The 13,294-nt window shown below is 64.5% G+C and carries 8 protein-coding genes; 2 read left to right on the top strand and 6 right to left on the bottom strand.

What is annotated here, in order from left to right; all coding sequences use genetic code 11:
• Positions 1-2 precede the first annotated feature (2 nt).
• Positions 3-731, bottom strand: coding sequence for a 4Fe-4S dicluster domain-containing protein (locus tag ACYG9Y_RS21390; RefSeq protein WP_023738199.1), 729 nt, complete (start codon positions 729-731; stop codon positions 3-5).
• Positions 728-3,658, bottom strand: a complete 2,931-nt coding sequence (locus tag ACYG9Y_RS21385; protein WP_023738200.1) for a molybdopterin oxidoreductase family protein — start codon at positions 3,656-3,658, stop codon at positions 728-730. The genes ACYG9Y_RS21390 and ACYG9Y_RS21385 overlap by 4 nt, the downstream gene beginning before the upstream one ends.
• 278 nt (positions 3,659-3,936) lie before the next feature.
• On the opposite strand from ACYG9Y_RS21385, the gene ACYG9Y_RS21380 reads away from it, so the two are divergent.
• Positions 3,937-4,839, top strand: a complete 903-nt coding sequence (locus tag ACYG9Y_RS21380) for a LysR substrate-binding domain-containing protein (protein WP_023738201.1) — start codon at positions 3,937-3,939, stop codon at positions 4,837-4,839.
• Positions 4,840-4,937: 98 nt separating this feature from the next.
• Here ACYG9Y_RS21380 and ACYG9Y_RS21375 read toward each other — a convergent pair whose 3' ends face one another.
• From ACYG9Y_RS21375 to ACYG9Y_RS21360, 4 genes are all read right to left on the bottom strand, one after another.
• Positions 4,938-6,194: an Hsp70 family protein gene (locus ACYG9Y_RS21375; protein WP_023738202.1), complete on the bottom strand. Its 1,257-nt coding sequence runs from the start codon at positions 6,192-6,194 to the stop codon at positions 4,938-4,940.
• A gap of 176 nt (positions 6,195-6,370) precedes the next feature.
• Positions 6,371-7,162, bottom strand: a complete 792-nt coding sequence (locus ACYG9Y_RS21370; protein WP_023696705.1) for a TIGR02186 family protein — start codon at positions 7,160-7,162, stop codon at positions 6,371-6,373.
• A complete protein-coding gene (locus ACYG9Y_RS21365; protein ID WP_023669608.1) occupies positions 7,162-8,085 on the bottom strand; it encodes a sulfite exporter TauE/SafE family protein in 924 nt (307 codons plus the stop codon). The genes ACYG9Y_RS21370 and ACYG9Y_RS21365 overlap by 1 nt, the downstream gene beginning before the upstream one ends.
• Before the next feature lie 193 nt (positions 8,086-8,278).
• Complete coding sequence (locus tag ACYG9Y_RS21360; RefSeq protein ID WP_023738203.1) at positions 8,279-12,286, bottom strand: SEL1-like repeat protein; 4,008 nt, start codon at positions 12,284-12,286, stop codon at positions 8,279-8,281.
• Between the two features lie 479 nt (positions 12,287-12,765).
• Here ACYG9Y_RS21360 and ACYG9Y_RS21355 point away from each other — a divergent pair, with 479 nt between their 5' ends.
• A complete protein-coding gene (locus ACYG9Y_RS21355) occupies positions 12,766-13,224 on the top strand; it encodes a MerR family transcriptional regulator (RefSeq protein WP_023669610.1) in 459 nt (152 codons plus the stop codon).
• Positions 13,225-13,294 lie beyond the last annotated feature (70 nt).

Genomic DNA, 13,294 nt, shown 5'->3' with positions numbered 1-13,294 from the left:
GGTCAGTTCGAAAGCATGCGGTCGATCCAGCCGAGAAAACCGCCTTCGGCCGTGACTGGCTCGAGCCTTGGCGCCGGCACCGATGCGGCGCGCTGGGCGCGCGGCGGCAGATATTTGTTGGTCGGTTTGTAGCCCATCTCCGGCATCAGGTCGACGCCGCCACGCTCCGCCACCAGTTGCGAGACAGCCGACGAGGGATCGCCGAGATCGCCGAAATGCCGGGCGCTGGTCGGGCAGGCGGCAACGCAGGCCGGCACGCGGTCTTCCTCGGCCAGATTGTCATTGTAGATGCGATCGACGCAAAGCGTGCATTTCTTCATCACGCCGACATCGGTGTCGAATTCGCGCGCGCCATAGGGGCACGCCCAGCTGCACAGTTTGCAGCCGATGCATTTGCTTTCGTCGATCAGCACGATGCCGTCCGACGCCCGCTTGTAGGACGCGCCGGTCGGGCAGACAGTGACGCAGGCAGGCGTCTCGCAATGCAGGCAGGAGCGCGGAAAGTTGACCGTGCGCCCGCCCGCCTCGGTCGTGTGCTCGTAGCTGTGCACGCGGTTGAACCAGACGCCGTCGACATGGCCGCCATAGGGGTCGATGTCGGTCAGCGGCGCCATGTGGCCGCCGGTGTTCCACTCCTTGCAGGCGGTGACGCAGGCCTGGCAGCCGACGCAGGTGTCGAGGTCGATGACCAGGCCAAGCTTCTTGTCTGTATGGGCGGGAAGGCAGGTCATTCCACGGCTTCCCTATTGACGCGGAACTCGGCGCCGAAGCGAAGGATGTCGGGCGAAGGCTCGACATTTGGCGGCTGGCTGAAACGCTCGAATTGCGGTTCGGTGAAGCCGGCTTCCTCATCAGAGCATTTGAGGATGCGTACCCTGAGGTCGAACCACGCCGCCTGGCCGGTCACCGGATCGGAATTCGAATAGCGTTTGCCTTTCGCGTCAGCCGATGTCTGGTCGCCGATAATGTGGTTGAGCAGGAAGCCGCGATTGCTCTCGGCAGCGTTGTCCTTAAGCCCCCAGCTGCCGCGCCTTTTGCCGATGGCGTTCCATGTCCAGACCGTATCCGCATTGACCCCGTCGACCAGCTTGATCTGCCCCTTCACCCGGCCATTGATGCTTTCGATCCACACCCAGTCGTCGTCGAAAAGGCCGAGGCCCGCCGCGGTCTTGTGGTGCACGAACAGGCGGTTCTGGCTGGTGATTTGCCGCAGCCACGCGTTCTGCGAACCCCAGGAATGATACATGTGCATCGGCCGCTGCGTCAGCGCATGCAGCGGATATTTCTGCGGATCGACGGCGGCCTCCTCGAACGGCGTAAACCAGAACGGCAGCGGGTCCATATAGGTCTCGATGCGCTGGCGCTCGCTCTCCGGCGGTTGGACGCGACCATGACCGCGCGCGGCGAGGCGAAAGCGCTGCATCGGTTCGCAATAGAGCTGGAACACGATCGGCTCGGCCTTGGGGATGAACCCCATCTGCTCTGCGAAGTCGAGATAGGAGCGGTTCGCCATCTTGTAATAGCGCTGGTCCTCAGCAAAATCCTGGTGCCAGAAGCCGCCATTGTCGATGTAGTGCTGCAACTGGTCGGGATTGACTTCGCCCTCGCCGACAGACGTGCCGTCCTTGCCGCGCCAGCCGGCGAGCGGCCCAATGCCGGGCGTGCGTTCGTGATTGACGATGTAGTCGGCATAGTCGGCATATCTGGCCGAGCTATCGTCCTCGACGAAGCCGGGCAGGCCAAGCCGAGCGCCAAGTTCGATCAGCACCGATTGGAACGGCCTGACATCTCGGTCCGGTTCGACCACCGGATGGCGGATCGCGTCGCCCGGCCCGTCGGCATGGCTGATCGGCCGGTCGAGCAGGCTGATGCAGTCGTGACGTTCGAGATAGGTGGTGTCGGGCAGCACCAGATCGGCGAACGGCACCGTCTCGGAATAATAGGCGTCGGAATAGATGATGAAGGGGATCTTGTAGTTACCCGCTTCGTCATGGTCGGTGAGCATGGCAATGGTCTCGACGGTGTTCATCGAGGAATTCCAAGCCATGTTCGACATGTACATCATCAGCGTGTCGATCGGGTACGGGTCACCGGCCCACGCATTTCGGATGACCGTATGCATCAGCCCATGCGCGGCGAGCGGCGCATCCCAGGAATAAGCCTTGTCGATGCGCAAAGGCGTGCCGGCCTCGTCGACCAGGAGATCGTCCGGCCCGCAGACGAAGCCGAGCGGCATGCCGTCGAGCGGCGTCATCGGCCTGACCACCTTGCCGGCCGGCTTCGGTCCCGGGGGCGCCGAGCGCGGGTAGGGGGGCTTGAAACGGAAGCCGCCGGGCACGTCCACCGTGCCGAGCAGCACCTGCAGCAGGTGGATGGCGCGGCAGGAGTGAAAGCCGTTGGAGTGGGCCGAGATGCCGCGCATGGCATGCATCGACACCGGCCGTCCCTTGATCGTCTCGTGCCGGCGTCCGGCCCAGTCGGTCCACGCAACCGGCAGTTCGACCGTCTGTTCGAAGGCGACGTGGGCGAGTTCGGCAGCGATCCGGCGGATGGTGTCGGCCGGAATGCCGCATCGTGCCGCGACCGCATCGGGTGCGTAGCTGTCGTCCATGTAGCGGTCGGCGATAAGCCGGAACACCGGCACGCAGCGGCGGCCGGCGAACGTGAAGCTGCCGGTCAGCGCCGGCTTCGCATCCGCATCGGCTGCGTTGACGGTTGTCTTCGCCACTCTGTCCCACGCGAGAAGATTGTTGTCGCTGTCGCGCAGGAATAGCCCGTCATCGACCGCGCCCGGCTCCTGGACGACCAGCACATGGGCGTTGGTGTAGCGCAGCAGATAATCGAGATCGACGCGGCCTGCCTTCAGCAGTTCATGGATTAGGGCGAAGACGAAGAGGCCGTCGGTGCCGGGCCGGATCCCGATCCAGTCGTCGGCAATGGCGTTGTAGCCGGTGCGACAGGGGTTGATCGACACCACCTTGGCGCCGCGCGCCTTGAGTTTACCCAAGCCGATCTTGATCGGGTTGGAATCATGGTCCTCGGCGACGCCGAACAGCATGAAGTATTTCGTATTGTCCCAGTCCGGCTCGCCGAACTCCCAGAACGAGCCGCCGATCGTGTAGAGCCCGCCGGCCGCCATGTTGACCGAGCAGAAGCCGCCATGGGCGGCGAAGTTCGGCGTGCCGAACTGGCTCGCCCACCAGCCGGTCAGCGACTGCGACTGGTCGCGCCCGGTGAAGAAGGCGAGCTTTTTCGGATCGGCCCGGCGGATATTCGATAGCCGCCCGGTCGCAATCGAAAACGCTTCCTCCCACTCGATCTCGCGGAATTCGCCCGAGCCGCGCAGGCCGCTGCGCAACAGCGGCTTCTTCAGCCGCGCCGGGCTGTAGTGCTGCATGATGCCGGAGCTGCCCTTGCCGCAGATTACGCCGCGGTTGACCGGATGGTCCTTGTTGCCGTTGATGTAGCGCACCTTGCCGTTCTTGATATGGACGTCGATGCCGCAGCGGCAGGCGCACATATAGCAGGTGGTCTTGGCGATGCTGTCGGAGACATCGGGCGAGGTGTCGACGCCGTCGCCTTCATCCGGCGCGCGCGTGTCGGCAAGCGGCCGTTGCGACGGTGCGGAATTGGCCCCGCGCGGCGCAGCTGGGTTCATGATGCCGGCGTGCTTTTGCTACCTGCGAATTTGGCCCGCGTCTTCGGTCCGGGGCCACGCATATAGTGTTCTTCAGGATGATAGCGGTCGCCGGCCAGCCGCCGCCTGAGGCCACGGGTCCAATGCGCAAACAGGGATCTGAACCGCCCGATCATTTTGTTGGCTGCGATTTGTTGGCGAATTTTTTCTAACTTCGGCAGAAAAAGTAGAATAAAGCTATCGATCCGTCTAATCAGTTGTTCTTGTAAATTCGATCGGAATTGGTTCTTAATGCACACATGACGCTGGACCAGTTGCGCATTTTCGTTGCCGTTGCCGAACGCGGCCATATGACCAAGGCGGCGGAGCTTTTGGGCATCTCCCAGTCGGCGGCGTCGGCCGCCATCCGCGCGCTCGAAGAGCAGCATGGCGTTCATCTGTTCAACCGTGTCGGCCGCAACATCGAGCTGGCTCAGACCGGCCACCGTTTCCTGCCCGAGGCCAAGGCGGTGCTGGAACGCGCCGCCGCCGCCCGAAATGTGCTGGAGCATGTCTCGCAGACGGTCGCCGGCAGTCTGTCCATCGCCGCCAGCCTGACCATCGCCAGCTACTGGCTGCCGCGCAGGCTGGCCTCTTTCCACGAGGCCTACCCGGCGGTGCGCTTAAGCGTCAGCATCGGCAACACCAGGCAGGTCGAGGCCAATGTGCTCGACGGCACCGCCGATCTCGGTCTGGTCGAGGGGCGCACCGAGTCAGACATCCTCCGCCGCACCAAGGTCGACGTCGACAGGTTGATGCTGGTCGTCGCCGCCTCGCATCCCGAAATCGCCGAGATCGCGCCGGGCCGCCCGGATATCAGAGGGCTGCGCTGGATCATCCGTGAGGGTGGTTCCGGCACGCGCGAGGTGCTGGAGGACCTGGCCCGCCGCGAGGGGATATCGCTTGGCGACCTGCAGATATTTCTGGTGCTGCCGAGCAACGAGGCGGTTCGCCAGGCGATCGAGGCCGGCGCCGGCGCCACCATCATCTCGGACCTCGTCGTCGGACGCGCCGTCGCCGAGGGCAGTCTCCGGTCGGTGCCGCTCGAACTGCCGAAGCGCGACTTCGCCATGATCACCCATCGTGACCGCCGGGCAAGCCTGGCCCAGATGGCGCTCAAGGCGCATCTCGGCGCTGAAGCGGGGAACGGCATCCCGGCATAGCCGTCCTCAGGGCATCTGATATCGGTCTAGGGTCGGGGTGAAATGGTGCGGCCTCGTTTGGGTATTTATGGTCATTGTGGGTAGCCGCAGTTATGTGTTCAGGAGAACTTCCGCTGCGCATCCAGCGCCAGGCCGAGGCCAACCGAGCCGAACATGTCGCCCTCGATAACGGCGGCTTGCGGCACCAGCGACAGGATTTCACGCCGTGCCAGCGGGATCGCGGTCGAACCGCCGGTGAGGAATACGGCGGTGATCGCAGACGCCGTTATGCCGGCATCGGCAATCGTCTGCCGCACCGTAGCGGACACCCGCTCGATGTCGGCGGCGATGGTCTCTTCCAGGCCGGTCCGCGTGATCTCGGCGGCAAAACCCGCGCCGGGCAGTGCCACCGTCACATCAGCCGAAGCCTGATCTGTCAGCGCGATCTTGGCTCGTTCGACCAGGCCGGCCAGCGCATGGCCGTAACGGTGCTCGACAATATGGATGAAGCGGTCGACAAGGTCGGCGCGGACGGCCTCGAAGCGGATCTGCCTCAGATGCGTCATCGCCTTGGCGGTGTAAACGAGGTTGATGCGTTGCCACGTCGCGAGATCAATGAAATAGCTCGCCGGCAGGTTGCGCTTGCCGTCTTTTGTGGGCGAGAGATAGCCGAGCTTGGGCATGACATGGGCAATGCTGAGCAGCCGGTCGAAATCGGTGCCGCCGATATGGATGCCGCGGTTGGCCAGGATATCGTCCTTGCGGTCGCGTGAGCGGGCGCGTTGCGGCGAAACGCGCACGATCGAGAAGTCGGACGTGCCGCCGCCCATGTCGACGATCAACGCCAGTTCCTCGCGCTTCACGTCCTGCTCATAGTCGAGCGCTGCCGCGATCGGTTCGAACTGGAAGGCGATGTGCTTGAAGCCTTGCGCGCGCGCCGCCTTTTCAAGCTCGCTTTGCGCCTTGGCATCGGCTTCCACATCGTCGTCGACAAATTGCACCGGCCGGCCGAGCACAACGTTCTCCACCGGAGCGCCGGCATCTTCCTCAAGCCGCTTCTTCAAATGGCCGACGAACATGCCGACAATGTCGATGAAACCGATCTGCCGGGCCTTGATCCGCGTCTTCTCATGCGCCAGCGAACTGCCGAGCACGCTCTTCAGCGACCGCATCAGCCGGCCTTCGATGGCATCGGTGTAGTCGGCAATGGCGCGGCGGCCGAAATAGGTGTGACCGTCCTCGAAGTTGAAGAAAACCGCGCTTGGCAATGTCGGCTGTTCACCTTCCAGCGCCACCAGCCGTGCCTGGCCGTTGCGGATCACGCCCACCGTAGAATTGGACGTGCCGAAATCGATGCCGCCAAATGCCTGGTGCATTGCAGCCTCCTGTCATTGGGTCGTCGCTGTGGCGGGCGTCCGCAAGGCGCGCGCCGTCCAGAGGCCTGACCGTTCTGCCGAATGATTGTGCGTGTAACCCGAGGGTTGGGAGGCGGCGGTCTATCGCAAGACTGAGAAAAGGGGAACCCCCTTTCCCCGGAAATGGGTCGTGCGCGTCAATCCCTGCGGAAGATCAGCCTGCCCAGCCAGCCGGTGATCATGGCCAGCGACACGGAGAAGACGCCGTAGAGGAAGGAGTAATCATGCGCGACGCGGAAGATCGACTGTTCGAAACCCGATTTGCGGATTTCGAGCTGGGCCGAGCTTTCCTTGAGGAACAGGCCGCTCTTGAACAGGAACGCGCGGGCTTTATGCGTTCCAACCGGGACGTTGGGCGCCAGCCGCACCGTGGCGCGAAACAGGTTCTGCGACAAGAACTGCACGCCGCCGACATTCTCGCTATAGAGGCCGGTCGCCGCCTTGCGCTCGCGCAGCGCCACGGTGAATTCCTCGATCGTCGCCGGACTGTCGGTTACCTCGGCCGGCTGCATGTAAAGGTTGGAGGCGCCGAGCGACAGCTGCTTGTAGCTGTTGGGTTCGGTGATGTCCTGCAGCGGCCGCGTCGTGGCGACGGAGTAGGATACCGGCACGTTCTCGAAGGTCTCGGATTCCAGATTGACCCAGACGCCGAGCACGCGGTCCTTGCGGCGCACCACCACCGGCCGCGGCGGGCCTTCGAGCACGACGATGACGTCGTAGCGCCCCTGTCGCGCGACCAGCGGGTCGGGGTTTTCCAGCGAACCGAAAATGGTCAGGTCGGCGCCGGAAAAACCGGCGGTGATCGACACGGCGTCGGTGGAGAGACCGATCTGGATGCCTTCCGGCAAGGGGTTCGGCGATTGCGCTGCGGCCGGCAGAGCGACGGCGATAAGCAAAGCGGCGGCCGAAAAAATCCCCCACCGCGGCATCAGTTCAGGCCCGCGGCGGTCAGCGAATAGAGGTTTGGCGGCGTGACGAAGAGATCGATGGCAAGCCGGATGGCAACCGCCAGCACCAGCAGCGCCAGCAGTGCCCTGAGCTGTTCGCCGCGCAGCTTCTGTCCTGCCTTGGCGCCATATTGCGCGCCGGCAACGCCGCCCGCCATCAGCAGGAAGGCAAGCATGACGTCGACCGTCTGGTTGGTGGTGGCGTGGACAAGCGTGGTGTAGGCCGAGGTGAAAATGATCTGGAACAGCGAGGTGCCGATGACGACGTTGGTCGGCACTTTCAAGAGATAGATCAGCGCCGGCACCATGATGAAGCCGCCGCCGACACCCATGATCGACGACAGGAAGCCGATGCCGGCGCCGAGCCCCAGCACCGGAATGACGCTGACGAACAGCTTCGAGGCCCTGAAGCGCATCTTCAGCGGCAGCCGGTGGATCCAGTTGTGCTGGCCGGATTTCTTCAAGACCGGCGCCGCACCGCTGCGCGTGGCGCGCAGCGCATTGACGCTCTCGACCAGCATCAGCCCGCCGACGGTGCCGAGCAGCACGACGTAGAGCAGCGAAATGAACAAATCGAGTTGGCCGAGCCGGCGCAGGAAGGCAAAGACAAAGATACCTCCGGTCGAGCCGACGATGCCGCCGGCCAGCAGCACCCCGCCGAGCTTGAAGTCGAGCGTGCCGCGCTTCATGTGCGACAGCGCGCCGGAGAAGGAGGAGGCGATAACCTGGTTGGCGCCGGTAGCAACGGCGATTGCCGGCGGGATGTTGTAGAAGATCAAGAGCGGCGTGATCAGAAAGCCGCCACCGACCCCGAACATGCCCGACAGGAAACCCACCGCCGCGCCCATTGCCAGCAGCACGAAGACGTTGACGGAAATTTCCGCGATCGGGAGATAGATGCCCACCCGTCAGTCTCGATCAGTTTGCCTGTCGGCGATTGCAGCCATTCCAGGGCATTGTCGCACCGAAAAGCCAATTCTTTCTTGCACCGCCGGGGCAGTGGGATCAAACCCCGCCGCCCTACCGAAACAAAAAACATCTCAAGCAGTTAACAGGCAAATGTATGGCAAGGGCGTCGCGTTAGCGACGCATCTGCCGTTATTTGTGCGCCAGCAGCGCCTTCACCAGCTTTTCGTCGATTTCGCCGGTCGCCTGCATCTTGTTGTCGGTCTGGAAAGCCATGATTGCGGTCTTGGTCTTGCCGCCCATCACGCCATCGGCGCCGCCGGCATCGTAGCCGTTCTTGTTGAGGATGAGCTGGATGTTCTTGACCGCCTTCTTCATGTCGACGCTGGCGGTGGTCTGCGGCGTGCCTTCCTGCCAGGATTCAGGAATATCGGCCGAGTTGGACGCCGGGTCGAGCGGCTTCGGCTTCCACAGTTCCGTGGCGGCGCGCGCCCGCTCCAGCTGTTCGGGGCGCAGCGCAGTGGCGACCTCGTCGCGCTTTGCAGCCGCATCCTTGTCGCCGGTCTTGGCGACGAGCGCGAACCATTTGTAGGATTCCTCCAGGCTCTGCTTCATGCCGACGCCCTTTGCCGCCAGGATGCCGAGATTGAACTGGCTGTCCTTGACGCCGACATCGGCCGCCGCCTGAAACCAGTGCGCGGCCGATTCATTGTCGGTCACGCCGTCGGCGGCCATGGCAAACAGAACGGCCAGATTGTGCATGGCGCTGGCATTACCCTGCGCGGCGGCGAGCTGGTAGAAGGTCTTTGCCTTCTTGACGTCGCGCGTGACGCCGATGCCCTTCTCGTAGAAATTGCCGATGCGGTACTCCGCCGGTGCGAAGCCGAGCTCGGCCGACTTTTCGTACCATTTGGCCGCTGCCGCCATGTCTTCCTTGACGCCGCGCGATTCAGCATAGCGCGAACCGAGTTCGAACAGCGCCTTGGCGTCACCGCCGGCAGCCGCGTCGCGCAAGGCTTGCGGGCCGGCATCGGCCGGAACGTCTATCTTGGCCACGACAGGTGTTACCGCGGCATCAGCCGGCGGAACGGCGCCGGTAGTATCCGAGGCCGTCGTATCCGAGGCCGAGGGCGCCATGACGGCGGCCGCAGGCTGCGCGTCGGCAGCCGCCGGTTCCGCAGTGGCGGTCCTCGGCAGCATTGCATTTGGCGCGGGGGCCGGATCGGCCAGAGCCACCGGCGCTGGCACGGGTTCCACGGCCGGCATTTCGGGCTCGGCGATCGAGGCCGCATTCATTGGCGCATCGTTGCCAGCTGCCGGTTCCGTGGGCTCCGCCTGCCTGACGGTCCGGGCCGGCGCGTCCTGCACGGCCACCTGCGCGTCTGCCTTGGGTTGGCTGGCAGCGTTGACCGAAGCAGTCTCGACCGGCTGCGAGGCGACGATCGGCGCTGTATCGTTGCTTGCGACCTCGACCGGGTCGGCGAAGAAGGCCTTGCCCAACTGGAGGCCGGCAAGCGCCAGCATGATCGCGACCGCTCCCATCAGGATCGGCTTGCGCCGCGCCTTGAGCAGGTCGCCGATACGAAGCGCCTTGACCGGGCCCTTCATGGTGGACTGGCGTTTCAGTGCGTCGGCCTCGGCGGCCGCGGCTTGCGCCGCGCGCCTGGCAGCGGCAATGAAGTCGGATTTCGATGCATCGCCGGAGTTTTGGCGCACCGGTGGGCCACGCTCGTCGCGCACGCGCTTCATGATGGCGTTGAGGTCGGGCGCGCCGGAGCCCGGCTCCAACGGCCGGTTGGCGAGCTTCGGATCGAGCGGCTCGTCGAGATCGACGCTCGGCATGTCGACATTGGGCCCCGAGCCGGCAAGCGGCGGCATGTCAGCCGGCTTCTTGCCCCTGAAGGCGCGCGCCAATCCTCCGAACAGCGACTTCTTGGCCGTGCCTTCGCCTTTCTCGGCAATCCTGTCGGAACCGAGCGCTGCCTGGGCAGCGGCCGCGGCAGCCTCGGCTGGCGAGCGCCGCACTGGTTCGCTGCCCATGACCGGGTCGCTACGCGTACCTGGGTCGCTACGCGTACCCGAGTCGGCGCGCATATCCGGCTCGCTGCGCATGATGACGGCGGCGCGGCCGTCGAGATCGGCCATGTCTCCGGTCAGCGGCAGCGGCCGGTCGATATCCATCGATGGCGCGTCCTGCACCGAAATCTTGGAGGCGCGTGCAGCGCGGGCCCGCCGCGCCGGCTCGGCCTGGGCATCCAGAAGCTCGCTCACCGCCTCGGCCGGTTCGCTGGTCTCCAGCGAGCCCAGACGATCGACGATCTTGAGCAGCGTGTCGTGGATCGCCTCGAATGTCCGTGAATTGCGCTCGTCCGAACGGCGCGTCAGCGCTTCCAGCGTCTTCAGATCCTGGGCAAGGCCGGTAACGGCCGCGGTGTTGGCGTTGGAATCTGCCAGCGAGCGCACGGCGCTCTCGGCTGCTTCGCGTGCCGCGCCCATGATGGATTCGCGGGTTCCGGCCAGCGACTTCTCGATTTCGTTGAGGCGCGGGCTGATGTCCTCGAATTCCGGCAGCGGCGTGCCGGGCTTCGACAGATGCGCCGATAGGCTGGAGACCTGCGCCTCGAGGCTGCGGATCAGTGCCGGATCGATGCCGGCGACCTGCGCGGCCGACGATTCCAGCCGGCTTGAAATGTCTTCGAGCCGGCTTTCCAGGCCGCGGATCGCCGCCTCGTTGGCAGGATCGGGAATGCGCGTCTCCATGCGTTGGGCGAGCGCGGTGAAGCGTGCGTCGATGGCGTCCATGATGCCGGCGCTGTCAGCCTGCGGCTGGCGCTGGTCCAGCCGGTCGGCAACCTCGTCCAGCCGCCGCTCGAGATCGCGAAACAGCATGTTGCCCTGTTCGATGGCGTCGCCCTGCCGGCGTTCCATCATGCCCGACAGCACGTCGAAGCGTTGTTCCAGACCCTGGAAGATATAGTCGGCGTCGGGCATGGCCGGGGCGCGGTCGATCTTGTCGGCGATCATCGCGATCTGCTTGCCGAGGCGCTCCATCGCCTGTTCCGGCAGATTGGCGCGGCCGGCAAGCTCGTCGACCCTGTTCGACAGCGTGCTGAGACGGTCGAGAACCTCGCCGCTCGGACGAACCTGCACGACTTCCTCGATCTGCTGCGCCAGCGAGGCGATCCGCTTCTCGATGCGTTCAAAGGGTTCGGGGTCGAAGGAATTGGCCTGTGCGGCGACGGTCGAGGCGACGATGGCGCGCGAAATCTCGTCGAGCCGTTCGTCGATCAGGCCAAGCGTGTCGCCGCCGCGGTTGCTCTGCTGGCTGACGAAATGATCGACGGCGCCGGCAAGCGTGCGGACCTTTTCTTCCATCGAGCGCAGCGACAGCGATTCCGGCAGATTGTGGACCGCATTGCTGATCTGTTCGAGCCGGTCGGTCAGGGCCGAAAATCCGGGGCCGTCGGCGCGGTTGCGCTGGTCGGCGTCGACACGGTCCTCGAACGCGCTCCAGCGGCGGTCGAAATCGTCCCAGCGGCGGTCGACCTTCAGCACGCTTTCCTCGCGCGCCAATGTGTCGAGCGCCGTCTTTACCTGCTCGAGCTCGAGCCGCAGCATGTTGACGCTTCGGTCGTCGCTCTTCTCGGCCAGCGTCTGGATGGCGCCGGACAGCCGCTCGAATTCGACGCCGAGTTCGGCGCTGCCCTTGCCGGGCAAGCCGCCTGCCTGACCACCCGATTGGTTGCTCGCCTGGAAGGCCCGTTCGATGTCCTTGCGCAACGCGGCGAATTCGCGCTGCAGGCCGGCCGTCATCTGATGGCGCAGTTCCTCGCGCAGGCCACGCAATTCGCCGGCGATCTTGCCGACCACGGCGACGCTGTCTTCCTGGCCGCGCACGCGGTCGATGTCGCGCGCGATCGCCTGATAGTTCTGGTCGAAGCCGGCCGGCCCGGCGCCTTTCGGCCGCGGCGTGGGCTGCGGGTCCTCGTACCAGCGCGGCGGGGCGTAGGGCTGGGCGCTTGCGTAGCGCGGCTCTGCCGGCGGCCGGCGCGGATCGAAGCGCTCGGCGGCGTCCTCGCGCTTGCGCTCCAGCCGCTGCTCCAGCGTTTCCAGCGAGCGGTTCAATTCATCAAGTGTGGTGTTCGGCCTGCGCGGCCTGCCGGCGTTGAGTGTATCGAGATAGGACCGCTTGCTGTTCATCGATGCGTCCGTTTTTCAGAATGGCCGGCTTGCTGCCAGTTTCCCAAGTCCTTGTCGGGAACGAAGGCGGCCGCGCGGCACTGCTGCGGCGGAAGACGAGCTTCCCGGGCCAGGCCCGCTCTCCGAAAAACCGTGAAAAATTCGCTACAGGATAAACACGGGTGACCGACATCCGCACATTTCACCCATCGTGGTAAACAAGGTGTTAACCAAGCTTAAGAAGTTACGGCATTGCTGAAATACAGGCGGTGCCCGTTCGGACCCGGCGCCGGGGGTGCGGCATAAGGTTTCGCAATCCCAGAACGCCCTTGCGTCATGCGGCGGCTATCGATATAGAATTGACGTAAACGTAAGAGGGGCGCCGTTCGTGCCTTTTGCGATGAATTAGTTGAAACCACGACTGGAAGCATGCCCCCGCTTCCACTCAGGCGTTGCAAGGTCCGAGACCGCGATGCCACGACAGGGGAAAGCCAGTGACTATGAAACTTGTTTCGCCCGGCGAAGCCGCGGCCAACACCAACAATATGTCTGCCGAAGCCAGTGAGGAGCTCGTGCGCATCGGCGAGATGGCCAAGAAATACGGCGTGACGCTGCGCACGCTGCGTTTCTATGAAGACAAGGGCCTGCTCAATCCAAAGCGCGATGGGGCGACGCGGCTATACACGCGTCGCGACAAGGCGCGGCTGAAGCTGATCCTGCTCGGCCGCAAGGTCGGGTTCTCGCTACGCGACGTCAAGCAGATGATGGATCTCTACGATCCGACGGGATCCAACACCAAGCAGCTGCGGCTGGCTCTCGACAAGTCGGAGAAGCAGCTTGCCCGCCTGCAGAAGCAGCGCGCGCTGATCGACGACGCCATCAACGAGTTGAGCGGCTCGATGTCGGCCGTGCGCCAGATGCTGTCCGAGCGTTCGGCCCCGGCCAGCGCCGCCAGCTGATTTTGCTCCGCAGCTCCCGGCGAAAGCTTTGAACGGAAGAGCCGCGCGGCCGCCCGCGCGGCTCTTTTTG

Source organism: Mesorhizobium sp. W050 (assembly GCF_054719535.1).
This window is presented reverse-complemented; position numbering and strand designations above follow the sequence as displayed.